Source organism: Glutamicibacter sp. 2E12 (assembly GCF_050030965.1).
GTDB lineage: Bacteria > Actinomycetota > Actinomycetes > Actinomycetales > Micrococcaceae > Glutamicibacter.
Map to the genome: position 1 here is coordinate 2,987,519 of NZ_CP188297.1, position 26,412 is coordinate 3,013,930.

20 protein-coding genes and 4 tRNA genes are annotated in these 26,412 nt (G+C 58.1%); 14 read left to right on the forward strand and 10 right to left on the reverse strand.

Annotated features, from left to right (window positions below; translation table 11 throughout):
* Positions 1–10: 10 nt before the first annotated feature.
* Positions 11–1,330, reverse strand: a complete 1,320-nt coding sequence (locus tag ACP3TE_RS14070; RefSeq protein ID WP_332499226.1) for a phosphotransferase — start codon at positions 1,328–1,330, stop codon at positions 11–13.
* A gap of 277 nt (positions 1,331–1,607) precedes the next feature.
* Here ACP3TE_RS14070 and nudC point away from each other — a divergent pair, with 277 nt between their 5' ends.
* The 3 genes from nudC to ACP3TE_RS14085 all read left to right on the forward strand — a co-directional run bounded on the left by nudC (position 1,608) and on the right by ACP3TE_RS14085 (position 5,301).
* Complete coding sequence (gene nudC / locus ACP3TE_RS14075) at positions 1,608–2,444, forward strand: NAD(+) diphosphatase (protein ID WP_286134575.1); 837 nt, start codon at positions 1,608–1,610, stop codon at positions 2,442–2,444.
* Entirely contained in the window at positions 2,441–4,564 is a 2,124-nt protein-coding gene (locus ACP3TE_RS14080; RefSeq protein WP_332489282.1) for an ATP-dependent DNA helicase UvrD2, read from the forward strand. Before nudC ends, ACP3TE_RS14080 begins: the two co-directional genes overlap by 4 nt.
* 125 nt (positions 4,565–4,689) lie before the next feature.
* Positions 4,690–5,301 carry a M48 family metallopeptidase gene (locus ACP3TE_RS14085; protein ID WP_105657499.1) on the forward strand — a complete coding sequence of 204 codons (612 nt, stop codon included), beginning with the start codon at positions 4,690–4,692 and terminating at the stop codon, positions 5,299–5,301.
* Positions 5,302–5,362: 61 nt separating this feature from the next.
* Here the strand turns inward: ACP3TE_RS14085 and ACP3TE_RS14090 are convergent, their stop codons facing one another.
* Complete coding sequence (locus tag ACP3TE_RS14090; RefSeq protein ID WP_105657498.1) at positions 5,363–6,790, reverse strand: zinc-dependent metalloprotease; 1,428 nt, start codon at positions 6,788–6,790, stop codon at positions 5,363–5,365.
* Between the two features lie 256 nt (positions 6,791–7,046).
* Here ACP3TE_RS14090 and ACP3TE_RS14095 point away from each other — a divergent pair, with 256 nt between their 5' ends.
* From ACP3TE_RS14095 to ACP3TE_RS14110, 4 genes are all read left to right on the forward strand, one after another.
* Positions 7,047–8,087, forward strand: coding sequence for a S16 family serine protease (locus ACP3TE_RS14095; protein ID WP_146112270.1), 1,041 nt, complete (start codon positions 7,047–7,049; stop codon positions 8,085–8,087).
* A gap of 130 nt (positions 8,088–8,217) precedes the next feature.
* Entirely contained in the window at positions 8,218–11,253 is a 3,036-nt protein-coding gene (locus ACP3TE_RS14100) for a UPF0182 family protein (RefSeq protein ID WP_105657496.1), read from the forward strand.
* A gap of 62 nt (positions 11,254–11,315) precedes the next feature.
* Positions 11,316–11,389, forward strand: a tRNA-Met gene (locus ACP3TE_RS14105).
* Between the two features lie 465 nt (positions 11,390–11,854).
* Positions 11,855–11,928, forward strand: a tRNA-Met gene (locus ACP3TE_RS14110).
* Positions 11,929–12,089: 161 nt separating this feature from the next.
* Here ACP3TE_RS14110 and ACP3TE_RS14115 read toward each other — a convergent pair.
* Positions 12,090–13,289: an IS1249 family transposase gene (locus ACP3TE_RS14115; protein ID WP_426733966.1), complete on the reverse strand. Its 1,200-nt coding sequence runs from the start codon at positions 13,287–13,289 to the stop codon at positions 12,090–12,092.
* Between the two features lie 250 nt (positions 13,290–13,539).
* On the opposite strand from ACP3TE_RS14115, the gene ACP3TE_RS14120 reads away from it, so the two are divergent.
* Together ACP3TE_RS14120 and ACP3TE_RS14125 are read left to right on the forward strand one after the other, a co-directional pair.
* A tRNA-Met gene (locus ACP3TE_RS14120) sits at positions 13,540–13,613 on the forward strand.
* A gap of 358 nt (positions 13,614–13,971) precedes the next feature.
* A tRNA-Met gene (locus ACP3TE_RS14125) sits at positions 13,972–14,045 on the forward strand.
* Positions 14,046–14,161: 116 nt separating this feature from the next.
* On the opposite strand, the gene ACP3TE_RS14130 is transcribed toward ACP3TE_RS14125, so the two are convergent.
* Together ACP3TE_RS14130 and ACP3TE_RS14135 are read right to left on the reverse strand one after the other, a co-directional pair.
* Positions 14,162–14,893 (reverse strand): PspA/IM30 family protein, encoded by a 732-nt coding sequence (locus ACP3TE_RS14130; RefSeq protein ID WP_105656844.1) that lies wholly within the window; start codon positions 14,891–14,893, stop codon positions 14,162–14,164.
* A gap of 70 nt (positions 14,894–14,963) precedes the next feature.
* The gene (locus ACP3TE_RS14135; RefSeq protein WP_426733968.1) at positions 14,964–16,949 is read right to left on the reverse strand and encodes a TPM domain-containing protein; all 1,986 of its coding nucleotides are present in this window, start codon (positions 16,947–16,949) and stop codon (positions 14,964–14,966) included.
* 319 nt (positions 16,950–17,268) lie between these two features.
* On the opposite strand from ACP3TE_RS14135, the gene ACP3TE_RS14140 reads away from it, so the two are divergent.
* The 4 genes from ACP3TE_RS14140 to ACP3TE_RS14155 all read left to right on the forward strand — a co-directional run bounded on the left by ACP3TE_RS14140 (position 17,269) and on the right by ACP3TE_RS14155 (position 21,519).
* The gene (locus ACP3TE_RS14140) at positions 17,269–18,792 is read left to right on the forward strand and encodes a S1C family serine protease (RefSeq protein WP_105656842.1); all 1,524 of its coding nucleotides are present in this window, start codon (positions 17,269–17,271) and stop codon (positions 18,790–18,792) included.
* A gap of 190 nt (positions 18,793–18,982) precedes the next feature.
* Positions 18,983–19,804 carry an electron transfer flavoprotein subunit beta/FixA family protein gene (locus tag ACP3TE_RS14145; RefSeq protein WP_332498157.1) on the forward strand — a complete coding sequence of 274 codons (822 nt, stop codon included), beginning with the start codon at positions 18,983–18,985 and terminating at the stop codon, positions 19,802–19,804.
* Positions 19,805–19,816: 12 nt separating this feature from the next.
* Complete coding sequence (locus tag ACP3TE_RS14150) at positions 19,817–20,761, forward strand: electron transfer flavoprotein subunit alpha/FixB family protein (protein WP_332485957.1); 945 nt, start codon at positions 19,817–19,819, stop codon at positions 20,759–20,761.
* Positions 20,758–21,519, forward strand: a complete 762-nt coding sequence (locus tag ACP3TE_RS14155) for a PIG-L deacetylase family protein (protein WP_332728058.1) — start codon at positions 20,758–20,760, stop codon at positions 21,517–21,519. Before ACP3TE_RS14150 ends, ACP3TE_RS14155 begins: the two co-directional genes overlap by 4 nt.
* Positions 21,520–21,610: 91 nt before the next feature.
* On the opposite strand, the gene ACP3TE_RS14160 is transcribed toward ACP3TE_RS14155, so the two are convergent.
* From ACP3TE_RS14160 to ACP3TE_RS14170, 3 genes are all read right to left on the reverse strand, one after another.
* Positions 21,611–22,168 carry a hypothetical protein gene (locus ACP3TE_RS14160; RefSeq protein ID WP_426733971.1) on the reverse strand — a complete coding sequence of 186 codons (558 nt, stop codon included), beginning with the start codon at positions 22,166–22,168 and terminating at the stop codon, positions 21,611–21,613.
* 123 nt (positions 22,169–22,291) lie between these two features.
* The gene (locus tag ACP3TE_RS14165) at positions 22,292–22,753 is read right to left on the reverse strand and encodes a tRNA (cytidine(34)-2'-O)-methyltransferase (RefSeq protein ID WP_105656838.1); all 462 of its coding nucleotides are present in this window, start codon (positions 22,751–22,753) and stop codon (positions 22,292–22,294) included.
* 44 nt (positions 22,754–22,797) lie between these two features.
* Positions 22,798–23,763: a J domain-containing protein gene (locus ACP3TE_RS14170; protein WP_146112240.1), complete on the reverse strand. Its 966-nt coding sequence runs from the start codon at positions 23,761–23,763 to the stop codon at positions 22,798–22,800.
* A gap of 51 nt (positions 23,764–23,814) precedes the next feature.
* Between ACP3TE_RS14170 and ACP3TE_RS14175 the strand changes: the two genes are divergently transcribed.
* Complete coding sequence (locus tag ACP3TE_RS14175; RefSeq protein ID WP_166650798.1) at positions 23,815–24,714, forward strand: diacylglycerol/lipid kinase family protein; 900 nt, start codon at positions 23,815–23,817, stop codon at positions 24,712–24,714.
* Here the strand turns inward: ACP3TE_RS14175 and ACP3TE_RS14180 are convergent.
* Entirely contained in the window at positions 24,683–25,441 is a 759-nt protein-coding gene (locus ACP3TE_RS14180; protein ID WP_105661497.1) for a pyrimidine reductase family protein, read from the reverse strand. The two genes, ACP3TE_RS14175 and ACP3TE_RS14180, sit on opposite strands and share 32 nt — an antisense overlap.
* A 12-nt stretch (positions 25,442–25,453) precedes the next feature.
* Positions 25,454–26,380: a dihydropteroate synthase gene (gene folP / locus ACP3TE_RS14185; protein WP_332503499.1), complete on the reverse strand. Its 927-nt coding sequence runs from the start codon at positions 26,378–26,380 to the stop codon at positions 25,454–25,456.
* Between the last annotated feature and the right edge of the window lie 32 nt (positions 26,381–26,412).

Here is a 26,412-nt window from a genome sequence, read left to right on the forward strand (position 1 = left end):
TGGGAAGTCTTTACTTCTCGGCGTCCTCAACAGGCTTGTTGTTCTTTTCAGCAGGCTCAGCCGTGCTCATTGGCCGTGCGGCAGCTGACTCGGCCTCCGCTGCATCACTATCGTGTTCGGCGGCCTTGGAGGCGGGTTCATCCTTCGCAGGCGAACTGTTCTTGGCATCAGCCTGAACAGCATCAGATTTTGGCTGGTCACCAGACTCCTCTGGCGCGGCCTGGACATTGGACGCTGTGCTTCGGGGTGTTGCGGAGTTCGGCGATTCCGCTGCCAGGGGAGTGACCTTGTCGGTGTTAATGCTTGGCGCGGCGACGGCGGCCGGCTTTTCCGGAGCCTTCTGGGCCGGTGCTTCTGGCTGGGGAGCCAAAGGGCGCGGAGCTTCCACGACCGACAATGGCTGGCCACCGTACTCCGCGATGTTCTGGTCCAATTCGCGTAGCATCTCTTCGGCCTCGGCGATGCGCTCGTAGTCCTTGGAATCCAAAGACTTCACCAGCCACTGCGCCAGCGCGAATTCGGCGGCCAGCGCGGCGCGACGCATGATGTGCGGATCCGCAGCCTTGCCGCGGGCTTCGACATAGGCGGTGAAAACGCGCTCGCTGAAGCTCTGGTCTTCTATGGCCGAAAGCCAAGCGAAGTCATCAGCGGGATCACCGACGTGCAAATCTGTCCAGCCCTTGACTGCAGTGATGCTGGAATGGGAAATCTGCAGCTGCTCTTCATCGAAGTCGCCGTGAACTACGGCAGCGTTGAAACGCCACAGCGCCACGTCCTCCATGGCGTGTTCCCAACGGCGCAGTAAACCGCTTGGCACCTTGCCCGTAGCCGCGGCCGTATCCAGTTCGTTGAGTTTGCGCTGTCGAATCTCGTCGGCAGTGTAGGTCGGCAGGCCTGCCACTTCAACAGCTTCATCTGGGATCTGGTGGATGGCAGCCATGCATTGGCCCAGCGACTTGGCCAGGTTGCTGCCGACATCAACCAATTCATCGAGGGTCGGAACGTGTCCGGGCATATCCTTGTAGACAAAGGTGCGCAGTGGGCCCTGGCGCACGGTGCCGGCTACGGCAGGCAAGGAAAACGGCAGTGAAGCGCGGACCTTGGCGGAGAAAGCGCGCAAGGCCGAAAGCTCTGCTTCCAGACGCATGCTTGCCTCGTCATGCCGAGGTGAACGAACGCGCCAGCGATGCTTGAGTGCGTCGACGATCAATGCTGAGTCAAAATCTTCTGCATCGTCGGACAGCGCCGCGAAGCCTACCGGAGTCAATCCGGGGACGGCGGCGGTGGCAATTGCGGCGAGTTCCATGGCAGTGCGTTTCACAAGTTCCACCGTATGCGAGATTCCCTTTTCTATCGTTGAATGACGCACGGAATATGGCGGGATTCACCGGCAACATTCAGAGTTGCGACGAATCTCATTGATCAACAGCTATCCACATTGAGCAAGCATCAAGATTCTGGAGCGCTATGTGCATTAGGTTAGAGGTATGGCTCTGGCAGAAACTTATCGAACCCCACTTACCGGACTTCACTTCGGACAGTCTCTGATTGAGCGCCCCTTCGGACAGTCTCTGATTGAGCGCCCACTGACCGAAAAGCAAGACCCGATGCTTTTGCCTGGCCTATTTAAGCAGCGCAGCACCAAGGTGCTGCTGATCAGTGGTGGTGGCGCGGCAACTATCGGCTCTGATCTCTTCTTTCTCAACGGCACGGACTACCTCGCAAAAGACTCCGAGCGCCAGGTGTACCTGGGGCGTGCATCAGGCACGGAATACGTTCTGGCTCTCGTTGATGCCGAGGACTATGCCTCCAGCGGCATCGAGCGCTGGACGACGCTACGTGAAGGCTTCAACCTGCTCAATGAACTGCATGCAGAACTCTTCGTTGAAGCGCAGGCGATCGCCAATTGGATCCGTTCAGAGAAATTCTGCCCACGCTGCGGTTCACCCGTTAGGGCTGCCACCTTCGGGTGGGGCCAGCGTTGCGTGAACAATGACCACGAGCTTTTTCCACGTACCGACCCGGCAATCATTGCCTCGGTGATCGACAGCCAAGATCGATTGCTGCTCGGATACAACGCCACCTTCAAGCACCGGATGTACTCGGTGCTTGCAGGATTCGTCGAAGCAGGGGAGTCCCTAGAGTCTGCTGTGCGCCGCGAGATCTTTGAAGAATCCGGTGTGCGTATTGGAGAGGTCGCCTACCGCGGTTCCCAGCCCTGGCCAATGCCGCGATCGCTGATGCTCGGTTTCGCTGCTGAAGCCTTGAGCGAAGAGCTGGTTCCGGATGGTGCAGAAATCATGGACCTTCGCTGGTTCACACGAGCCGAACTGCGTGAAGCTCTGGAATCAGGAACAATAGATATACCGCGCGGAGTCTCGATAGCCCACGCATTGATCCGTACCTGGTACGGCGAACCCCTTCCGGAGGCCCTGAGCAAGTGACCGAATACGACAATCCGCCAGCAGACAATTTGCTGGCGGGACTGGATGCTGAACAGCGGCAAGCAGCTGAAACCCTCAGCGGTCCACTGTGTATTCTGGCGGGCGCAGGAACCGGCAAGACCAGAGCAATTACCCACCGGATCGCCCACGGCGTGCATACTGGCATCTACAACCCGACCAGTGTTCTCGCGCTGACTTTCACCACGCGTGCAGCTGCGGAGATGCGTACCCGCTTGCGTCAGCTCGGCGCACCCGGCGTGCAGACGCGTACCTTCCACGCAGCTGCCTTGCGCCAGCTGCAGTACTTCTGGCCGCAGGCCGTTGGCGGTACCCTGCCGAACTTGGTAGAACACAAGGCCCCGCTCATTGCGGAGGCGGCGCGTCGCCTGCGCATTTCCAGCGACCGCGCCATGGTCCGTGATCTGGCTGCGGAAATCGAATGGGCCAAGGTCTCCATGCATACCCCGGAAAGCTACGCCAAGATTGCGTCTTCCCGAGAACTGCCCAACGGTCTCGAAGCAGTGAGCATGGCCCGCATCTTCCAAACCTACGAAGAGCTCAAAGATGACCGCGGAGTTATCGACTTTGAAGACGTACTGCTGCTGACCATTGCAATTCTTGAAGACAATGAAAAAGTCGCAGCCAGTGTACGCCAGCAGTACCGCCACTTCGTCGTCGACGAGTACCAGGACGTTTCGCCGTTGCAGCAACGGCTCCTGGATCTCTGGCTTGGCCAGCGCAACGAACTGTGCGTGGTGGGCGATGCCTCCCAGACCATCTATTCTTTCACCGGTGCACGCCCAGACTTCTTGCTGAACTTCGGCACACGGTTTCCGGAAGCAAAGGTCGTGAAGCTGGTACGCGATTACCGCTCCACTCCTGAAGTCGTGAACCTGGCGAATAAGGTGCTTGCTAATCGGCGCATTGAATCCCAAGTCCCTGACCGTAACGTGACCTGGCCCGAACCACTGGAACTCATCGCGCAACGCGATCACGGTCCGGCCCCTGAATTCTTTGAAGCGACGGATGACGAAAATGAAGCCGAGGAAGTCGCCCAGCGCATCAAGCAGCTGCTCAAAAACGGCCAGGACATCTCCGAGATTGCCATCTTGTACCGCACTAACGGGCAGTCCCAGGCTTTTGAGCAAGCACTGACGGCGTATTCCATCCCCTACGTAATGCGTGGTGCCGAGCGGTTCTTCTCCCGTCGCGAAGTCAAGGAAGGGATGCTGGCCTTGCGGGCCGGCTTGAGCGTCGCCGCAGATACTCCGGTTGCGCAGATGGTGCGCGATGTGCTCTCCTCGCACGGCTACTCGGCGAATGCCCCAAGCGGCGGCACTGGTGCGGTGCGCCAGCGTTGGGAATCGATGTCGGCACTGGTTCGCCTGGCCGACGAAGTCGTTGCGCTTAAAAAAGAACAAGACATTGATGCCACATTGCACGATGTGGTCAAGGAATTGGAAGACCGCGCAGCGATCCAGCACGCGCCAACTCTGGATGGCGTCACCTTGGCATCATTCCACGCAGCCAAGGGGCTGGAATGGGATGCTGTATTCCTGGTTGGATTGAACGAAGGCCTGGTCCCGATCTCCTATGCCAAGGACCAAGCGGGCTTCGATGAAGAACGGCGGCTGCTGTACGTGGGTATTACCCGCGCACGGAAGCACCTGTACCTGTCCTGGTCGCTGGCAAGGACCCCGGGCGGACGCGCGCACCGATACCCATCACGATTCCTCGATGGAATTAAATCGGTACGCCAAGCCAGCAGCAGGCAGCAGACCACCTACCGCAAACGCGAACAGAAAATCACGCCCGCAGTCTGCATGACCTGTGGATCCTTCTTGACCAGTGCAAAAGAGCGAAAGCTCAAACGTTGCGCCTCGTGCCCTGCTGCCTATGATGAAGCGTTGTTTGAGACTTTGCGTGAATGGCGATCGGAGGTTGCCCAATCCAACGCAGTCCCGGCATTCGTCATATTCACCGATGCAACCCTCATGTCCATCGCGGAGCACCAGCCGGATTCAATCCAGGGATTGTCGAAGATTCCCGGGGTGGGACGTAGCAAGCTTGAACGATATGGCGAGGCGGTGCTTGCGGTCGTTGGCGAGCGCCGCGCATAGGGTTCTCCACAAGTTGGCGAATTGGTCCGAAGCTGTTCAGGCTAGGACGTAGCTTAGAGATCACGTAGTGAGCGGACAGGAAGGTCCCCGGCCGCTGCCATAGATGAGGAAAGAGGCGCAATGCAATGCCAGCTTTTCCAAACTCCGTCGACTTCGTAGCGCCGGATGAGATTCCAGTGCGGGTTCTCCGCTCGGCCAAGCGCAAGAAGACCATTTCCTCCCAGTGGCGCGATAACCGGCTGATTATCCAAGTCCCTGCAGCGCTGGACGAAAAAACGGAACGCGCTTTCGTTGATGAGATGATCTCGAAGTATCGCAAGGGACGCCAAGCGCGTACCGCGGGTCATACCGATGATGCGCTGGAGCGCCGAGCGGCATCTCTTGACCAGCAGTACTTCGCCGGCGAAGCCGCGCCGCAATCCGTGCGTTGGGTAGCCAACCAAAATAAGCGTTGGGGTTCGGCTTCATATCGGCAGCGCAGCATCCGCTTATCGGTCACGTTGCAGCATATGCCCAGCTGGGTGCAGGACTATGTTCTAGTCCACGAGCTTGCGCATCTGGTGGTCCCGCGGGCCGGCCACGGACCTAGGTTCCAGGCTTTGCTGAACCGGTTCGAACGCCGAGCGCAGGCGGATATTTTCTTGGAGGCATTCCACGCAGGCTACAACGCTCACGCCAAGGAATTGGGCCGGGCCCAGGATGAACTTTCGGGTTTCGGCCATGACGAGGAACAGTAGCTCAATGCACGAAGGAGGGATGTGCACTCGTGCACATCCCTCCTTCGAGGTTTCGATCTAATCAGTTCTTCGGATCCTCTGGATTCCCTGAACCGTCTTCGCCTTCGGCTTCGGGTTCAGCGTTGTCGAAGCCGCCGTCCAGAAGTTTACCCAGTGCTGCGTCAAAGTCGTCGAACTCGGTCGCGGCAACTTCACGGCGATGCGTGAAGCCCTTGGGATCGGTGAGGTCTTCCGCGGTAGGCATCAGATCTGGGTGATCCCATACGGCATCACGGCCCTCGATTCCACGTTCGTCGTACAAGTGCTCCCACAGGGCAGCCGCTTCGCGCAGCTTGCGTGGGCGCAATTCAAGGCCAACCAGAGATGCGAAGGCAGTCTCAGCTGGGCCACCCGAAGCACGGCGGCGACGCATCGTCTCGCGCAGGTGACCAGCAAATGGAAGGTTCTGGGCGGCCAAGGAGACCACATGATCAACCCAGCCCTCGATCAATGCCAACGTCAGTTCTAGGTTTTCTAGAGCCTTCTCCTGAGCGGGGGTGCGCTGCGGGGTGAACAATCCTTCACCCAGCATCGACTGCAGCGCTTCAGGGTTGGACGGATCGATACCGCGTACTGCTTCTTCAATGCGCGACATGTCGATATGGATGCCCCGAGCATAGGATTCCACGGCACCAATCAACTTGGAGCTTAGCCAAGGGACCCGGTTGAACAATCGTGCGTGTGCGTTCTCCCGCAGAATCACATACAGCAGGACTTCCTGCTCTGGGATTTCAAGGCCATCGCCGAACTTGCTGACGTTGGCCGCGATAATGCCTGGAGTGGTTCCTGCCAAAGGCAGGCCGATATCGGTGCCGCCAAGCACATCGGTTGCCAAGCCGCCCAGTGCAGTGCCCAGCTGCATGCCGAACATGCTGGCTCCGAGATTGCGGAACATGCCATCGGAATTGCCGAGCATGCCCTTCATCTCTTCGGGGATCTGATCCTTCATCGCGGTGGTGATTGCGTTAGCTACCGACTCGGCAACAGGCTCGGTGACCTGCTTCCAGGTGGCCAGGGTCTTGTCATACCATCGTTTACGAGTCCATGCCTCGGTCGAGCGGCCGTTCGACTCGAACACCGTAGCGTTGTTCAGCCACAGTTCAGAAAGGTTTGACGCATCGCTGATGGCGTTGTTGCGCGCGTCCGATACCGCCGGATCATCGCTGGCATATGCCTGCAAAGCGGTGTCGGATGCAAGCTTCCAGTTCACCGGACCGGAAGACGCGTTATTGCTCATCATCGCGGACATCATGGCCTGGGCCTGCTGCATCATTTTCTGCATCGCAGCCGGATCGCCTTGAGCACCAAGGGCATCACGAAGCTGCGGCGGGAGGTCATTCGGGTCGAATCCGCCACCGAAGAGCTGACCAAACATTGCAGAAAATGGGTCCTGCGGATTGTTTTCGTCGTCATCGCCGTTAGGGCGGTTATTCGGGGGGTTCTGTGCCATGCCTTTAAAACTACCGCGAGTAGCTGATAGTTCCCATGAATCTGGGCTTCAGTTCGCTTTCGGCACATCGAATACGCCTTGATGCTGATGCTTTTAAACCCAGGGCTTCAGTAGGCTAAGGGTGGGGATGTCTGCAAGGACGGATCCGCGTATTTTTTGACAGTTGGCGGGAGCAGGATCAGTGCACGTACAGGAACCACAAGACTCGACTTTGGAGCCAGGCGATTCCAGCCGCACTCCGCGAGGTTCCAAAACCATGAAACGCACCAGCTCCGGCGTCGTTGCGCTCCTCCTGATCGGCGTCATGATGTTTCTCCCGACGAATTTCATGATCCGGTCTCCTGGCCCAGTGTTTAACACTCTTGGCGAGGACAACGGGCACGATGTGGTCTCCATCAAGGGAGCCCAGTCATACCCTTCGGAGAGCGTCTTGGATCTGTTGACCATTTACGTCCAGGGTGGCGGGCAGAACCGAATCACCATACCTGTCGTACTTGAAGCATTGGTCAATCCGGCCAAGGATCTAGTTCCTGAAGAAACCATCATTTCTCGTGGTGTCTCTTCAGAAGAGAAGAATGAACAAAATGATTTCATGATGACTTCATCGCAGGACTCGGCTGTGGCAGCGGCTTTGGCCGAGCTGGATCAGGGCTTTACCGAGTGGCTTACGGTCGCTGAGTTCTCCACCGGCACGAATGAAAAAGTGCTTGAGCCCAAGGATCGCCTTCTGAAATTCGAAGGAGAGAAGATCACTTCGTTGGAACAGCTGAAGGAAGAACTGAATTCCCGCGGTGCAGAACCAGCAATCTTGACCGTTGGCAGACCGGATAAGCATGGCGTCTACAGCGACGTAGATGTCACTGTGAACACCAAGGAAGCCGAGAATGGCGAACGCCAGTTGGGTGTCTTCCTGGGCAACGAATACGAGTTCCCTATCGATGTGAGCTTCGGGTTGGAAAATGTTGGCGGTCCCAGCGCCGGCATGATGTTTGCCTTGGCGATCATTGACCGCCTGACGGAAGGCTCATTGGCGGGAGACCACCACATCGCAGGTACCGGTGAGATTTCAGCCGATGGCAAGGTCGGTCCAATCGGTGGAATCGCCCAGAAGATGGTGGCGGCGAAGAATGCCGGAGCAACCGTCTTCTTGGCCCCATCAGACAACTGCGCTGAAGCCATAGGGCGTATTCCTGCCGGACTGGATGTCATCAAGGTTGCAACCCTGTCAGAAGCTCGCCAGGCATTGGAGAAGATCGCCGCAGGTGAAGACCCGGCGACTTTCACGACATGCGAATAGATTTAGCCGGGCATCAAGGGAAGAATGTGATGCAAGGAAACCAGTCTCGTACACAACGCCCGTACAAGAATTAGGTACACGAGTTCTCTTGTTGGGAACAACGGGAAGAACCCAAAGTAAGGAATAGATAGTGTCTTTCGGATCGGATAGTCCGTTCGGGGGTCCGCCGCGGCCCCAAGAACCACAACGACCTTCCAACCCTTCGGGCAAGAAAGCCTCGCCGCTGACCCTGACCATCTTCGCGGTGGTCATTCTCGTCGCAGTCTTCGTTTTCTTGTCGAATTTCTACGCTGATATCCTCTGGTTCAACCAGCTGGGTTTCTCCGAGGTCTACTGGACTGAGCGGATCTCCAAATTAGTGATCTTCCTGATCGCTTTGGTGCTGATGGCGGTTCCAATGTGGTTCTCGATGCGCAGTGCCTACAAGCACCGCCCTGTCTATGCGCCAAACTCGACCCGACCTGATTCCATGTCGCGCTACCAGGCCCAGCTGGAACCAGTCCGCCGATTCCTGATGGTTGGCATTCCATTGGTGATCGGCATTTTCGCTGCCGTTGCCGTGGCCGGACAGTGGCAGACCATCTTGCTGTTCTTCAACCAGGTCGGTTTCGGTAGCACTGACCCCCAGTTCAACATGGATCTGGGCTTCTTCGTTTTCTCCCTTCCATTCATCGCACTGGTCAACGGCTTCCTGATCTCGGTCGTGCTGCTCAGCGGCGTGGCTGGTCTGCTGACCCACTACCTCTACGGCGGAATCCGCGTTGAAGAGCGTGGCGGCATAACCGTTGGCAAGGCCGCTCGGGTGCACACCGCAGTTGTTGTCGGAGTCTTCTTGATCTTCCAGGCTGTGAACTTCTGGATCGGCCAGTACGAGACCCTCACCGACCAGTCCGGCCGTGTCGCCGGTGCACTGTACAAGGATGTCCACGCTGTCATCCCTGCACAGATGATTCTGGCCATTGTGGCAGTCCTTATCGCCATCACCTTCGTGATTGCGGCAATCAACGGTCGCTGGCGTTTGCCATTGATCGGCACCGCCATGCTGGTAGCAACGATGATCGTTGCCAGCGGCGTCTACCCGTTCCTGATCCAGCAGTACAAGGTGGTCCCTTCCCAAAGGGCGTTGGAGAGCGACTATATTGAGCGCAACATCGAAATGACGCGCTTGGCTTTCGGTCTCGACGATGTCGAAGTTACTGACTACGATGCGAAGATCTCGACTGAGAAGAATGCGCTGGCCGAGGAAACCTCAACCACCGCGAATATCCGCCTGCTGGATCCAAACCTGGTTTCGGCTGCTTTCGCGCAGCTGCAGCAGTTCCGCGGCTACTACACCTTCGCCGAGACCCTTAACGTCGACCGTTACGAGATCGACGGCAAGGTGGAAGATACCGTTATTGCCGCCCGTGAAGTGAACGTGGACCCAACCGACACGTGGGTGAACCAGCACATCAACTACACCCATGGCTACGGCCTGGTGGCTGCCTATGGTAACCGCGTGGCTGCCGGTGGTCGTCCGGACTTCATGCTCGGTGGCATCCCGACCTCCGGTGATTTGATTACCGACGAGGATTACGAGCCGCGGATCTACTTCGGTGAGAATTCTCCGTCCTACTCCATTGTCGGCGGGCCGGATGAGGGATGGACCGACCAGGAACTTGACCGTCCAGGTACCGGTGGCGAGAACCAAGACACCCGCTATACCTTCCAGGGCGATGGCGGTCCGAACGTTGGCAACATGTTCAACCGCTTGGTCTACGCACTGAAGTTCGCCTCCACTGACCTCTTGCTCTCACAGAACGTCAATAGCGAATCGCAGATCCTCTACGATCGTGATCCTCGCGATCGCGTGAGCAAGGTTGCTCCGTACCTGACGCTGGATTCCCAGGCGTACCCTGCCATCATTGATGGCCGCGTGCAGTGGATCATCGATGGCTACACCACCTCCAACGACTTCCCGTATTCGCAGCAGCAGCAATTGGACTCGGCAGTGACCGACTCGCTGACTAATGCGCAGGACCTGTCTTTGACCGGCCGCGTGAACTACCTGCGCAACTCGGTGAAGGCCACCGTCGACGCCTATGACGGAACGGTCAAGCTTTACGCCTGGGACACCGAAGACCCGATCCTGCAGTCCTGGCAGAAGGTCTTCCCTACGGCATTGAACCCGTTGGATGACATGTCGGCTGAGTTGATGGAGCACGTACGTTACCCTGAGGACATGTTCAAGGTGCAGCGCGAAGTGCTAACCACCTACCACGTGGACAACCCGGACGCGTTCTACGAGTCCAACGACGCGTGGGCTGTGCCGGATGATCCGACCTCATCCGCCGCTGGCGTGAAGCAGCCGCCATACTTCATGTCCTTGAAGATGCCGACCCAGGATGAAGCGTCGTTCTCGCTGACCTCGACGTTTATCCCTGCTGCCGCGGCCAACGGCCAGCAGCGCAACGTGCTCTTCGGCTTCCTTTCGGCCAACGCCGATGCCGGCTCCGAACCTGGGGCGAAGGCCGAAGACTACGGCAAGCTGCGCCTGCTCGAGCTGCCACGAGATACTGCGGTTCCTGGCCCAGGCCAAGCACAGCAGAACTTCGATACCAACACACGCGTGACCACTGAATTGAACCTGCTGCGTCAGGGTGCTTCGGAGGTCAAGAACGGCAACCTGCTGTCGCTGCCAGTTGGCGGCGGTATCCTCTACGTTCAGCCGGTCTACGTTCAGTCCTCGGGACAGACCAGCTACCCGACCTTGCGTAAGGTCCTGGTTTCCTTCGGCGACAAGGTTGGCTTCGCCGATACCTTGGCTGAAGCACTGGATGAGGTCTTCGGCGGTGAGTCCGGTGCAGTGACTGGTGAGACCGAAGGCGTTACGCCAGAGGATGATCCAAAGGGCGAGAAGGAACCAACCAAGACTGATACCCAGAAGCTCTCCGAAGCTCTGGCTGATGCGAATGAAGCCATCAAGAATGGCCAGGAAGCGCTGGCCAAGAGTGACTTCGGAGCCTACGGCGAATCGCAGAAGCAGTTGGAGGATGCCTTGACCCGCGCGATGGACGCAGATGCGGCCATCAACGGCACCGAGGTTGACGGGGATGTGAAACTGGACGACGGACAAAATCAGGACGCAGCCCAATCGCCAGCACCCCAGGACGGTGCTGAAGGCTAAGCACTAGCATCAGCTGACCGATTTGCTTTCACTCCGCGATGATGCAAGAATTGTCTAGTCATCGCGGGGTGGAGCAGTTCGGTAGCTCGCCGGGCTCATAACCCGGAGGTCGCAAGTTCAAATCTTGCCCCCGCCACGAATGGCAAAATGGAGATCCTAACGGATCTCCATTTTGCGTTAATCTGCAAGTTGCCCGTTGCCGGATCAGTACCCGTGAATTGATGCGGGAACTGCCGTCAACCCATGTACGGGAAGGGGGCGGTCGCCGGCATATGTGTAAGTTGGGGCCGAAGGCTGACGCAGTTCCAGGCCTACCGCAGGGCCCCGGGCGCTGGAAGGCCCGAGAATCTTCCCCTGAGCGGGCTAGGGTGATCGCAGCAGACTCTCAGGCACCTTGTGGCGACGGGCTACCCGCCGGAGTGTGCAATCATGCGGCGGAAGACCCCTGGGGTCTTTGAAACCCGGGTAACGCCGGGCCGAGGCATCTGGATATAACCAAAGGATAATTCGGATCAGGTCGGACATTTAGGCGTAGTGCGATTAAGGACACTCTTTTCGATTCGCTATTGAGTTCACCAGTTGGTAATGTTGTATTTACCGACGCGGGGTGGAGCAGTTCGGTAGCTCGCCGGGCTCATAACCCGGAGGTCAGAGGTTCAAATCCTCTCCCCGCCACGAAAGTGGAAACGGAGATCCGGAAGGGTCTCCGTTTTTGGTTTAACCGGACTTCTCAGGCCTGCGCCAATGGGCGACCGTGGCGTTTATTTTGGGCTATAGGCAATAAAGTGTGTCTGACCCGGGCGTGTTCCCGGGCCAGACAACCTTAAAACCCTGCTCTAGTAGATATTCCTCATCCACTCACTGCGAATGAATTGCCCATCCTCAGTGCTGGCGCCAGTGCCATAAAGCTCCGGGCCGATTGGTGCTTCATCAACTATGTGCTGCGCCTTCTTCTTCGCTTCGGGAGTGTAATGCTCCGGGCGCAACAGTGTCCGCAAGGCCGGGTGGTTCCCGTCATCCGCATGCGTCCAGCAGAACCACTCGCACGCCCGCCGGCGATGCTCAATGGGCATCCCTCGGTGATAGAAAATCATGGCCCGGATGCCGGAGTTCACCGCACCTTCAATCATGTTCGTCGTCGCGTTGATCCCCAAGCCGTTCAGATCTGTATCCAGGTAGGTGAACAGGTGCCCGCGTCGCAGGGCGTTATTCATGGACTCGTAGGCGCTGCGTAGCCGATCGTGGGTGTACCACCACTTGCGGTTGCGTCGCAGGCCCCGCGGCCAGGCACCGGACCAGTCAGCAGCGTAGGTGCGTTCATTGATCAGCTCGTGGTTTTCGGCATGCCACGCAGCGAAGGCGGCAATCCATTCTGCTGCGGCTTCCTGCGTCCGGATTTTCGTGAGTTTCAGGCTCAATCGACTTAATGACTTCCCTGCAGGCAAACGCGGATTCAGGGTCAGGTAGGTGCGCACGTTGCGCTGGATATGCACCAAGCAGCGTTGAATTTTCACGTTCGGCCAGAACTCTTTGAGCGCTTTCATCAGGCCTGATCCGCCGTCGGTCACCACGACTTTCGGTCCGGGGAAATGCTGCAGCAACACGGTCCAGGCCTCGGCTTTTTCGCGGTCGCACCACTGCCATCCGATGACACGTCCGTGAGCGATGGCGATCAGCAGGCACCAGCCTTGGCGCAGATAGATGCCGTCGACTTGGATCTCGTCGAAGACTTCGCCGGTGTGATGCAGGTAGGGGTGCACGTTCCAGCACCAAGCGGTCTGATGCCGGAAGGTGCGGCCGGTTCCGCCGCCGAATTCGGCTTGGGAATGTTTGCTCATCAGCCAGGTGACGAAGCCGGTGAGTTGGTTGCGGGCGGTGGTGTCTTCGCGTTTGAAAACGGTGCTGGCATTGCAGGTGATGCAGCGCCAGCGCTGGGTTCCTTTGGAGGTGGTTCCGTTTTTCTTCAGTCGGGAATGACAGATAATACAAGTATGGGATTGTCCAGTAAGCTTCACACTTATGGATTCAATACCCATGTGAACCTTGATCCTGCCCCGGCTGTCCGGGGCAGGATCAGGTTTTCAGACACACTTTATTGCCTATAGCCCTTTATTTTTATTCAAGCTCGCCGGATGGGTCTGAAAAGCTTTCCCTTCATCCGGGGGAGAGCCTGTGCAGAGTTGGGCGGTTGCCCCCGCTTCGCGAGCCGGGGGTGTCCTGGTGATGCAATGCACTATCCCAGGATTGGCCAAGTCATTCACTGATTGGTAATGTTGTATTTACCGACGCGGGGTGGAGCAGTTCGGTAGCTCGCCGGGCTCATAACCCGGAGGTCAGAGGTTCAAATCCTCTCCCCGCCACGAAAGTGGAAACGGAGATCCGGAAGGGTCTCCGTTTTTGGTTTAATTGGATTTCTCAGGACGGCGCCAACGGGTGAGCGTGGCCAAGCGCCAGTAGGCACATGATCGACTTCCCGATGGGGGAGCAACTAATATGTCCGCATTCACTGGGCCGAGGCGGACAGGCAGCGGACCCATGGCGTTGATTTTGTTTCGAGCCCGCCGGATGGTCCTGAAAAGCTTTCGCTTGACCCTGTGGAGATGCCGTGGGGAGTGGGGCGATTTCCCCGCTTCATGAGCCAGGGGTCTCTTGGTGACGCAATGCACTATCCCAGGATTGGCCAAGTCATTCACTGATTGGTAATGTTGTATTTACCGACGCGGGGTGGAGCAGTTCGGTAGCTCGCCGGGCTCATAACCCGGAGGTCAGAGGTTCAAATCCTCTCCCCGCCACGAAAGTGGAAGCGGAGATCCGGAAGGGTCTCCGCTTTTGGTTTAAGCATTAAAGAAGTTGGCTGGCAATGCTTTCGCACTGCCAGCCAATTGACACAGTTCAGAGAGCAGAAAGTTTAGCTCTCCAAAGCATCGGTTTGTTTGGCCTTCAGAGCGGCCAGACGGGCTTCCACCTCGGTCTGCTCACCCAGATCTTCCAGAGACTCGAACTGGGAGTCCAGGCTTGATGCCTGCAATTCTGCAGCACCGCGAACGCGGGCTTCTTCGCGACGAACCTTTTCTTCGAAGCGACCAATTTCGCTGGACGGATCCATGATGTTCACGGACTTGATGGCTTCATTGACCTGGTTTTGAGCGTGTGCCGACTTGGAACGGGCGACCAGCTCGTCGCGCTTGCTTGCCAGTTCGGTACGCTTTTCCTTCATCATGTTCAAGCCGCTTTTGAGCTTGTCCACGATCTCGCGTTGCGAAGCGATCGTCGGCTCGGCGGTCTTCATCTCGGACTCGGCCTGCATCTGGCGCTGGATGGCGACCTTAGCCAAGTTGTCGAACTTCGAGGCATCATCGGCATTGCCTGCAACACGGAACTCTTCTGCCTTGTTGGATGCTGCCAGAGCCTTGTTGCCCCACTCGGAAGCTGCCTGCTCGTCTTCGCGGAAGTCGTCTTCCAGCATGCGCAAGTTGCCGATGGTCTGGGCAATCGCCTGCTCTGCTTCAGCAATATTGTCGTTGTAGTCGCGCACCATCTGATCCATCATTTTCTGGGGATCTTCAGCTGAGTCGAGCATTGCATTGATATTGGCCTTGGCCAACTGGGAAATGCGTCCGAAGATTGACTGCTTGATCATGGTTGGACCTTTCTGTCCGTCAAGAAAACACTATGAACTTGAAACCTTCTGGTGAAACTGGTCCGGCAAGCTAGAAGTTGCCGCCTCCTCCGCCTCCGAGGTCACCTCCTCCAAAGCCGCCTCCGCCGCCGCCGAAGCCACCGAAGCCGCCCCCGCCAAAGAAACCTCCACCGTCGCCGCCATCGGAATGACCGCCATGGCCTCCGCCGCCGAGGATGGTATTGATCAGGATGCCTCCGAGCATCGCGCCACCGATGCCATCAAACATCCCGCCCCCGCGGCCACGGCCGTAGTTCCCGTAACCGCGCGAGTCGCCGAAGCCGTCGAATCCGCTGACGTCGCTTTCGGCCATCTGCGCAGCTTGGTCAGCTAGCTGAATGGCACGCTGTGCGGAACCTACAGCACGCAGCGGATCGCTGCCAGAAAGCGAGCGCGCCTCATCGAAGGTGCGCTGCGCCTCAGCAAGGCGGGTTCGAGCTGAAGAGCGGACGCCGCCGCGACGGGCACGGATGTAATCGTCGGTACCGCTGATGCGCGACGCTGCGGTGTGCAGCAACGAATCCAGTTGTGCACGGGCTGATTGTTCCTGCTGAGCCTGGTTACGCGTACTTGAAAGAGCTTCTGAAAGCGGGCGAACGGACTCATCGAGCTGGGTGATCAAAGCCAGCGGGTTGTATTTGCCGCTGCTCAGTGCTTGCTTGGTATTCGCCAGAGTGCTTTCGACACCGGCCGCGGCGCTGGAAAGGCGGGGATTTGCTCCGTTGCCAACGAAGGCGTTCGCTTGAGCCAGGTCGCGTTCGGCCAGCGCGATTGCGGACTTCAAGTCTTGCTGGGCCTGCCCCAAGGCTTCGCCAGCCTTGTTGATGGCCTTGAGCAGCACATCGGCCTGGTCGTGGGCTTCTTCCGCATTCTGGATCAAGATCGCGGCATTGGATCGGTCAGTGGCCAGTTTCTCTGATGCCTGCTTCAAGGCGGAAGAAGCAAAGGTCAGGCGCTCGGCGGCCTGGTCGGCGTTGTCCTTGATCTGCGATACTGCGCTGGCGTCATATTGGCCGGCAAGGCGTTCCAAGTCTGCCACGCGGGCCGACAGCCTCTGGTTGAGCGGTTCCTGGTTCGCCGATACCTCAGTAATGCGATCCTCGGCATTCTGCTCCAGCTGGCGCAATTGCTTGAACTCGTCAGCATGGGCCTGCAGGGAACTGTTGACCTTCTTGCAACGGTCGATGATTTCATTCAACCATGAACGCTGATCTTGCTCGGTATCGGGGATATCGTCATCCAACTGCTGCTGCAGGCGGAAAGATTCAGTCAGGTGGTTCTTGGCTTGTTCAATATCCTCCACATAGACCTGGACAGCCTGCTTGCCGTATTGTGCTTCGGCGAAGCCCAATTCTTGCTGCGAAGAACGGATCGAGTCATCTGCAGCCACCAGCAATTGGTCTGCCTGCAAACGGAGCTTGTCCAGGGGGACCAGTTGCTGCTGCGGAGCAGGGGCGCCGTACTGTCCTGGGTGTTGGCCTTGGCTCTGGCCGAGTTGCGCGGTCTTCTTCTTGCTGCGCCGTGAAAGGAAAAGGAACCCAACCACAGCAACGGCACCAATGGCCAGTACGACGGTTAGGAAACCACCGCCAGAGGATGAACCATCTGGGCTGCCTCCACCTTCAACGCTGCGCATGCCAGCGATGGCCCCCTCGACTGCACCGGCCCAGTTTTTCTCACTGAGTGCCGGGCTGATTTGGCTGCTGTAGATTTCAGTATCGGCTTTGGCAATCGGACCGCCTTCGGCGCCAGCAAAATATGCTTGGCGGGTCTCGGTTGCCACCACCAGGATGGAGTCAGCGCTGCCCAAACCCTTTTGGTTGGCAACTTCGGCGGCCCATTGATCTGCCTGGTCTGGGTTGGAGAACTCGTCGACGAATATCGCAAACAGGTTTAGTCCGGTATTGCTGCGAAGTTCCTTAATTTCGGATTCCAAACGCGTTTCGTCGGAGCCGAGCACGCCTGAAGAATCGACGACGAAGTCGCCAGGTGGAATCGTTACAGGCGATTCAGCCATCGCAGGTGCCGATAAGCCGAAAGAGGCTACCGTTGCCAATATTGCTCCAGCAATCAGCCGTCGAGCTTTCATACGCATGTCTTGTTCCCCACCTGAAATGCATCAGTCAATCTAAAATCGGGAGAATCCCGATCTGGTGATCCCCGAGATTGGGTTCACACTTATGATTGATTCTATTTGCCCTAATGAACAACGTCTACGACATTCAGCTGGCAGAATAGTTAACTCACAGCCGGTGCTCAGACACCACAATTCGATGCCACAGACCAGAGTTGGATAATAGAACTCAAGAGATTCGACAGTTCGAAAGAGGCAAGCCATGAGCCAGACACCGAATGAGCCACGTGGGAACGATGCGGGCGATTCAGCAGAGCCAATTAACGACACCAATAACGACCCAATTGCTTCGGCCGAACCTACGGTGCGCTACCCGCGAGTGAATCAGGCTCCAAGCGCCAGCGAGAATCCAACCAGCGTTTACCCCGCGCCGTCCGTTGACAGAACGCAGAACGCGGCCCACTCCCACGGACAGCATTCCGACGCCCAGCAAGTCCAGAACGGCTCTCCCTACGGTTCCCCTTACGGCCCTCCGTCCAACGAGCCTGCGAATTACCCGATCCCGCCCGAGAAGCCTTCCAAGGACAAGAAGTCCTTCTCTGGCAGCACGCTCATCGCCGGAATGATTGCCGCGGCCTTGGTAGGTGGCGTCACTGCCGCTGGCACGACCTACCTGATGAATGACGACGCGGGGTCTTCCTCGGTGAGCAGTTCGCCGCGTGAGGGCGTGGTGATCAACAACCCGGACAAGGTCACCGAAGTCACCGCCGCTGCCGCCAAGGCAAGCCCAAGCGTGGTGACCATCGAGGTTTCCGGCAACGGTTCGGGCGGTTCCGGATCGGGCATCGTCATGGACGACAAGGGCAATATTCTGACCAACACCCACGTGGTTACCCTGGGTGGCGAAGTTGCCAATCCCAAAATTTCGGTCCAGATGAACGACGGTTCGGTGCATAGTGCCACCGTGGTAGGCACAGATCCTCTATCGGACCTGGCAGTCATTAATATCCAGGCCGACGGCCTAGTACCTGCCACCGTGGGTTCCTCGGCCGAGCTGAATGTCGGGGATACCGCTGTCGCCATCGGCGCACCGCTGGGTCTAAGCGGCACCGTCACCGACGGCATCATTTCCACCTTGAACCGCACCATCTCCATCGCTTCTTCGGCCGTTCCGAAGGAAAGCGACCAGAGCGAGGGCGGGGATGGCAACCAATTCAACTTCCAGTTCCCGGGACAGGAACAAGAGCAGCAGCGTTCAAGCGGTTCGATCTACGTAAACGTCATCCAGACTGACGCGGCGATCAACCACGGCAATTCCGGCGGCGCATTGGTCAACGCCAATGGTGAAATCATCGGTGTCAACGTTGCTATTGCCTCGGCAGGCAACAGCGAAGAAGGCGGATCGATTGGCGTGGGCTTCGCGATCCCTATCGACTATGCAAAGCGTGTTGCCCAGGAACTGATCGATAACGGCGTGGCTACCCACGGCCTGCTCGGAGCCACGGTGACCCCGCAGGGAGCAGCTGGATCCAACCAGCAGAACGCTTCGGCGTTCTCGGTGGGTGCCCGCGTTGTTGAAATTAGCCCTGACTCGGCAGCTGATAAGGCCGGACTGAAGTCCGGTGACGTGATCACCGGCGTCAACGGCCGTGCAGTCCAGGACTCGCAGACCGTGACCGCGGCCATCCGCGAGATTCCAGCCGGGGGAGAAGTGGAAATCAGCTACCTTCGCAATGGCAAGGAACAGACCGCAACAGCAACTGTCGGAGCGCTGTCAAATAACTAAACAAATCGTCATGATGACGCTGTGAAACAAGTGACGCGGGCTGGTGATCGACTAGCCCGCGTCACTTGTTGATCTGAGAGCGATAAACACCCAGTGAACTGCATTGTGTCGATACGATAGACACTGAAGGAATTAGCCTGCCCCGGTGCCCCGCACCGGTGCGGGCATCGAAGCTCGTAGGAAGGCGCGAATGAGCGAGGAAAGCACCACTCCACTGAAAATAGTGGTCCTGGTCAAACACGTCCCAGATGTTCAATTTGACCGTCATATCGATTCGGGAACGCTGCGCCTTGACCGTGCAGAATCAGTACTCTCCGAACTTGACGAATACGCCGTGGAAGCTGCTGTTTCCATCGTGGAAGCCAACGGCGGATTCGCCGCCGGGCATGAAGTCATCGCCGCGACCATGGGCGGCAAGGGATCGGGCAACTCCGTCAAGAAGGCCCTGCAGATGGGTGCCAGCTCAGGGCTGCATCTGAACGATGACGCCTTGGCCGGTTCCGACACCATCGCCACGTCGAAAGCGCTTGCGGCGCTGGTTGAGCATGCCGGCAACGTGGACCTGGTTATTACCGGGATGTCCTCGACCGACGCTGAAACCTCGGTTGTTCCAGCCCAGCTCGCAGAACGGCTGGGCTTTGCGCAGCTGACTCACGCGCTGGCCGTTGAGTTCGATGCCGCACAGCGTGAACTGGCCATTAAGCGCGATCACCTGGACCGCACTTTGACCCTGAAGGCGAACCTGCCGGCAGTGCTCTCGGTCACCGACCAGGCCAACGAGCCGCGCTACCCGAATTTCAAGGCCATCATGGCTGCCAAGAAGAAGACTGTCACCGAGCTGGACCTGGCCGCTATCGGCCTGGATGCAGCCGCGGTCGGCGCCCTCGGCTCGAACACCGAAGTTATCGCAGCTGAAGCCCGCCCTGCGCGCGAAGCCGGAACGGTCATCAACGACAGCGGCCAGGCAGGTATCGCCTTGGTTGATTTCTTGGCCGAACAGAAGCTGATCTAAGGAATATTGAACATGCCTTCAGCACTAGTATTTTTCACTGAGCTTTCCGCGGCTCCCTCCAAAGGCCAGCGCGAACTGCTGACCCTGGTCTCTGGTTTCGAGAACCCGGCCGTGGCCGTTGCCAACCAAGTCAGCGACGAAGCCCAGCAGGTTCTCGCTTCCTATGGCGTGGTGAAGCTATTCACCGCTTCCGGCGATGCCCCAGTTTTCGGCCAGCACGAAATTTCCGTGCTTGACGCAGCCGTGCAGGCTACTGCCGCCGAACTGGTCTTGCTTGCTAATGACAATTTCAGCCGTGAGCTCGGTGCCCGTTTGGCTGTGCGCCGCAACGGTGCGATTATCACCGACATCATTGGCATCAGCGGGGATCTTGTAGCTACCAAGGATGAACTGGCAGGAAGCTACAGCGTTCAGGCCAGGGCAACCAACGGCACCCTGTTTGCCACCTTGAAGCCGAACAGCATCGAAGACACGCCAGCGGCCTCCAGCACCGCCTTGGCAGTTGAGGAATTGGCTTTGGAGAACTCCAACGATGCCAAGGTCCGGATTGCTGCGGCGGAGGCGAAAGTCGCAAGTGATCGACCTGCCCTGACCGAAGCGCGCGTCGTGGTTGCTGGTGGTCGTGGTGTCAACGGAGACTTTGGCCCGGTTGAAGACCTTGCCGATGCCCTGGGAGCTGCCGTGGGCGCTTCTCGTGCAGCTACCGATGCCGGCTGGATCTCGCACGATGCGCAGATCGGCCAGACCGGTGCCACCGTCGCACCGCAGCTGTACATCTCTGCCGGCATCTCGGGAGCCATACAGCAGAAGGCCGGAATGCAGACCAGCAAGTTCATCATCGCGATCAACAAGGATGTCGACGCCCCGGTGTTCGAGATCGCAGACCTGGGTATCGTTGGTGACCTGGCCAAGGTCCTGCCGCAGGCCGCCGAAGAGATTCGACGTCGCAAGGCATGATCGATACAGCGCAATTCATTGATGCAGGCGCCCAACGGGTCCTGGCCTTCGGCGCCCATCCCGATGATCTGGACTTTGGGGCAGCCGGGACGGTAGCGGCCCTGACCGCGGCGGGGGCAGAGGTTCAGTATTGCATCATGACTGACGGCGACGCCGGCGGTTTTGATGACCGGGATCCTGAGGAAACGGCTAAGCTGCGCCACGAAGAGCAGAAACAGGCCGCCGCCAAGGTGGGTGTGAAAACGGTCCACTTCCTTGGCGAACGCGATGGCTTCCTGGAAGCCAACCACGATGTCATGCGCAAGGTGGTCCGGCTGATGCGCCAGGTGAAGCCAACCATCGTGATTGCAATGCACCCGGAGCGCAAGTGGGATCGGATACAGGCCTCGCACCCAGACCATCTGGCCTGCGGTGAAGCGGTCACCCGTGCGATCTACCCGGCGGTGGAGAATCCGTTCTCCTACCCGGAGCTGCTGCATGGCGAAGGACTGGAAGCCTACAAGGTGCCTTGGCTCTGGTTGTGCGGGGCTCCGCAGGAACGCGAGAACGCCTATGTGGACATCACCGAATTCTTCGAGAAGAAGATGGACGCCTTGCGTTCGCACTTCACCCAGCACCCGGATGTTGCCGCCATGGAAAACTACGTTTTGCAGCAGTGCGAGGAAAACGCCGAGCGTGGCCAGCTGGGAAAGGGCAAGCTTGCCGAAGCATTCCACGCAGTTGCCGTGAACGCCCGCGACACGATAGCCGGGTTCTGAGTATCCAGGCAAAGCAGACCGGAAAAAGTTCGGGGCGAAGATCAAGAATTGATCTTCGCCCCGAACTTTTTGGCTGGCCAGAGGTGAGCTGCTAGCTCTCGTCTTCCGTTGCCTTGTCTTGAGCCAGTGGCAGGTCGACCGATGCTTCAGCATCTTCAGATGGAGCGTCAGGGATCTTGGATCCCTCAATGGTGATGTGGAGGGCAATCACGTCTTCAGCTGGAGACAGCCCAGCCGCGGCATCTTCACCGGTGCTGGAAACGATCACGGAGACGCTGCCGGACTCATGCACGGCCCATGCAACGTACTGTTCCGAACCGTCCAGGGCAGGCAGCTCGGAGAGCTCGACACCCACAGCGCTTTCGGACTTCGACGAGCTGAGCACCGCTTGGCCGCCGCTCTTCAATTCGACGGTCTCGGTGACTGCATCATCGGCCTTGGATGCTTTGGACGCCTTGGTGCCTCCATTGAGCAGGGAGAAAATGACCACCGCTAGGACAACGATGATGGCAAGTCCCGTGACAACGAAGATCCAGCGCTTAGGCTTTTTCTTGGCTGCACGTGAACTGCTGGCCACTTGGCTCACCAGATCTAGACCCAGGTTCTCGTCCTGGGGCTCGTCGCGGTGCTGAGAATGGCTACCGTTCATTGTCTTGGATTCTCCCGAAATGTAGTCGGCACAGTTCAATACCCGAAAACTGCGGGTACAGACTCGAGCCTACTTTATAAAGATTAGGTAAAGCTGTATGCGTGGCGCGGGCTGGCTGGTACTTTATGCGCCAGCGAAGCCGTGCTGGCGCCAAGCTTCGAAGGCTACCACCGAAGCGGTATTGGCCAGATTCATCGATCGGCGGCCTGGAAGCATCGGCAAGCGGACCAGGTCGTTGATGCGCGGATGCTTCTTGTCTTCTGCGCTCAAGCCAACCGATTCACGGCCGAAGAGCAGGATGTCGCTGGCCTCGTAGCTGATATCCGAATAGACAGTAGTTCCTTCGGATGTGAAGGCAAAGACCCGGCCTTCTCCCAGTGCTTCAAAGGCTGCGTCAAGATTTTCATGCACCGTGACGTAAGCCAGATCGTGGTAGTCCAATCCTGCGCGACGCAGGTTGGCATCCTCGAAGTTGAAGCCTAATGGCTTGACCAAATGCAGTTCTGCGCCGGTGATGGCGGCTAGTCGGATAGCGTTGCCGGAATTACCCGGGATCTCTGGGGCATTGAAAACGATACGAAACACTCAACCAGTTTAAGCTCTCACCAACAAGAAATAGGCCATTGACCTTAGTACATCGCTTCACGTAACTGCGCCAGGGCTAGGCGATCGACGACATTCGGCGATGGGCCAGAGCCCAAGAAGAGTTTCAACTCGCGAATCAATCCCGCTGCATTGAGCACATTCGGAGTCGATGCAAGTGTTGGATCGGCATTGCGCCGGTACTCAATGACCGGTTCGTGGTGATTGCCGTTGGCAGAAAGCACCAAGGTGAACGCAACTACGTTCATCTGCATGAATTGCCGTTGCAAACCGGAGATGGAGAACTGCGGAGGCTGCGTCAGCTTATTGCCGTGGCGCAAGACATTGCCATCAAATGAATAGTAGCCATCGGGCAGAGTCATCGTATTGATCACCGCCATGCGGTAACCGGCAATCAGCACATGATCGTAGTGCCCCGACGCGGGCGAACGCAGGCCGTTGACCAAACGGGCAGCTGGCAAGATATTCAGGACGTTCTTGGAAAGCAGGTTAATGGTCTGCGCCTCGCGGATCAGCCGTGCACGGTTGGAGAACAGACCGCGTTTTCGGGGTTCTCCATGAACGCGCTGCTCACAGACTTTTCTGTCCAGCAATGTAGGAGACGTATCCGAGAACGGTGGAACATATTCGGTGGGCAACTGCGCCTTGGGCTGCTGAGGGCTCTTGCGCAGGCGCTCGTCAAAAGGACGGGCGCTGAACCCGGCGCGTGGAGCGTTGCCCGGAGACTGGAAGGTCTGCTCATAACCCAGCGGAGACGCCATCTCGCTGAGCTGCTGGAAAGCGCGCTGTACTTCTTTGAACTTTTCTTCGCTGCCACCGAGATCGGGATGGGTCGCGCGAGCGGCCCTTCGGTAAGCGACCTTGATATCTTCCATGCTCGCAGTAGGCGCGACACCAAGAATTTCGTATGGGCTTGGTGTACTCATTGAACGGAGGAATCCTCTCGGTGAAAAAGACCGGATGGCCAGTGTTCCCCAGTTTAGCGAATCCAACCCAGCAAATTCTTTGTAGAAGCGTCAAGTTGCTGGGTAATCTCTATGGTCATGAGCTCGTTTGGTCGCACCGCAGAAATCCGCATCATCTTCCACCCCGCCTCAGGCCGAGGCCGGGGGATGCGCCTTGCCCAGCAGCTTGCACACGCGCTTGGCAAGCTCGGGCTGGAACATGGGTTAGTTGATACTTCAAGGACGAGCGTGGAACTGGTGGGGGACCAGCTCAGAGCTTCGCGGGCGATCGTCATCATTGGCGGTGATGGGCTCATCCACCACTGCATCCAGCACGTTGCGGGAACTTCGATTCCCATCGGTGTCATCCCCGCAGGCAGCGGCAACGACTTCTGGCGCATGACAGGGGACGCGAATGCAGAAGAATCCTTGGCCAAGGTGATTGCGTTTTGCAAGCAGCCGGGAGCAACTATGCCCATTGACGTGCTGGAGCTGCGGTTTGACCAGGCCGGCAGAACACCGCGCTATGCACTGGGTGCCGTGTCCTGGGGATTTGAAGCCACCGTCAACGCGAAAGCCAACGCGTTGCCGCGGCAGCTGGGAGCACTGCGGTATATCGCCGGTTTGATCCTGTGCCTTCCCCAGCTGCGCGGATGCCCCAGTGGGGTGAGGGCCGACGGGCTGCGATTCAGCGGAAGCGTCCTGGCCGCCAGCGTCGCGAATATCAAGTCCCTTGGTGGCGGCATCAAGCTCTTCCCGCATGCTGATTTCACCGACGGTACCGCGGAATTGGCTATCGTACGCGGACCAAATATTCTGCGGGTCCTTCCGTATCTGGCAAGGATCCTCACCGGAGCGCCGCATCCATGGAAGGTCAGCGCAAACCTCACGCGGGCCCGCATCGAGACATCCCGGGACAGCTATGCTGACGGGGAATGCATGGGGGCCGGGTCCTTTGAGCTAGCTGTTATTCCCGCGGGGATCCAGCTGATTTCCTAAGTCGATAGTCGCAGAAGAGCATGCTGTCCTCTTCAAACAAGGAATGCAGCTCGAAGGCGTGGAACCCCTGCCGATCGTGAACCGCTATTCTCATGCCATCACCTGCCACAAGGACAGGGGAGTAGCTGATGCAAACCGAATCCACCGCGCCAGCCGAGGCGAACTGCCCAAAAACGTGAGGACCGCCTTCAGCGTGGATGAAGCCGTATCCCTTGGAATGCAGATATGCGATGATTTCGGTCGGATCACACCCGCCCTCGGTTTCGGAAACCTGCACGAGAGTGGCATTGGGTCCAAAGGACCGACGCTGTTCGTCGGTGACCTGGACGCTGGTGAAAAGCAGAACCGGAACCGGGGATTGGGCAAACACCGGGGCCGTTGGCTCCAGATGCAATCCTCGTGAAATGAGCGCCAGCACGGGTTGTGGCGGCAGGCCATGCTCGATACGCCACGCCATGTCCTCCGCGGACAGGAGCTGGCCTTCGTAGCCCTCGGCACGAACCGTTCCAGCACCCACCATGATCACGTCGGCAAGCCGGCGCAAGAGTGCGAAAACCCTCTGATCGCCAGGAGAGCCCAATGCTTTGGAGAGCCCATCAACCTGGGCACTTCCGTCGATGCTGCTGACGAAGTTGAAACGAACGAATGGGCGATGCTCGCTGGAATAGCGCTCAAGCAGGAACTGGTCATCAACCTGATCTGCTGGTTGGGGAAGCAGGGCACGCACCTGGGAAACTCCTTACTTGCTGACTTCGGGTTCTGGGTGAGCAGGAGGATTGACATCCCCCATGTTATGTATCTGGTAGGCAGGCTCCCGCCACCCTTGGGCTGCTTCGAGCAGGCGTACTGTCTGCACCGATTCAGGAATATTGTGCATCCGCAATATGCGGGCACCGTTCATGGCACAGATCGTTGCTGCCACCATAGAACCAACCATGCGCTCAGCCTTCGGCAAGTTCAAGGTTTCACCGATAAAGTCCTTGTTCGAGACCGCTGCCAAGGCCGGATAGCCCAAATCGGCAAAGGCCTGGAACCCAGCGGTCAAATCCAGAGTGTGGCGGGTGTTCTTGTTCAGGTCGTGCCCTGGATCAACAATGATCTTTGCCGCAGAAACACCAGCGTCCAACGCAATCTGGATTTTCTCCAGCAGATACTGGCGGATCTCGGCCACCACATCGTCGTAGCTAGGGCGCGGGTAAACGGTGCGGGGCTTGGCTAGCGAATGGGTGATCACCACATGCACGTTGTTCTTGGCTACCACCCGAGCCAAACCGGGATAGGAAAAGCCTGTGGTGTCATTGATGACATCAGCGCCGGCATCAATGGCAGCCTGCGCCACCTGTGGATGGAAAGTGTCTGCAGAAATAATCACCGAACTGCGGCTACGCACTTGATGGATAACCGGCACAATTCGCTCTGCTTCCTCCTGCCACGGGAGCTCCGGGCCAGGAGAGAAGGGGACTCCGCCGATATCCACCCAGTCAGCACCTGCCTCGACCGCACGCATGGCAGCGGCCACAGCATCATCCAAGCCAAAGGTCGACCCGGCATCGTAGAAAGAATCCGGAGTGCGGTTGATCACTGCCATCACCGCGATCCGCTGTGAGAAATCCAGGGAGCGCTGGGAGAAATCATGGACTGGAACCAAGAAATCAGGCTTGAACATGCAGGAAGGCTCCCTTAGCTGGAATCGACACG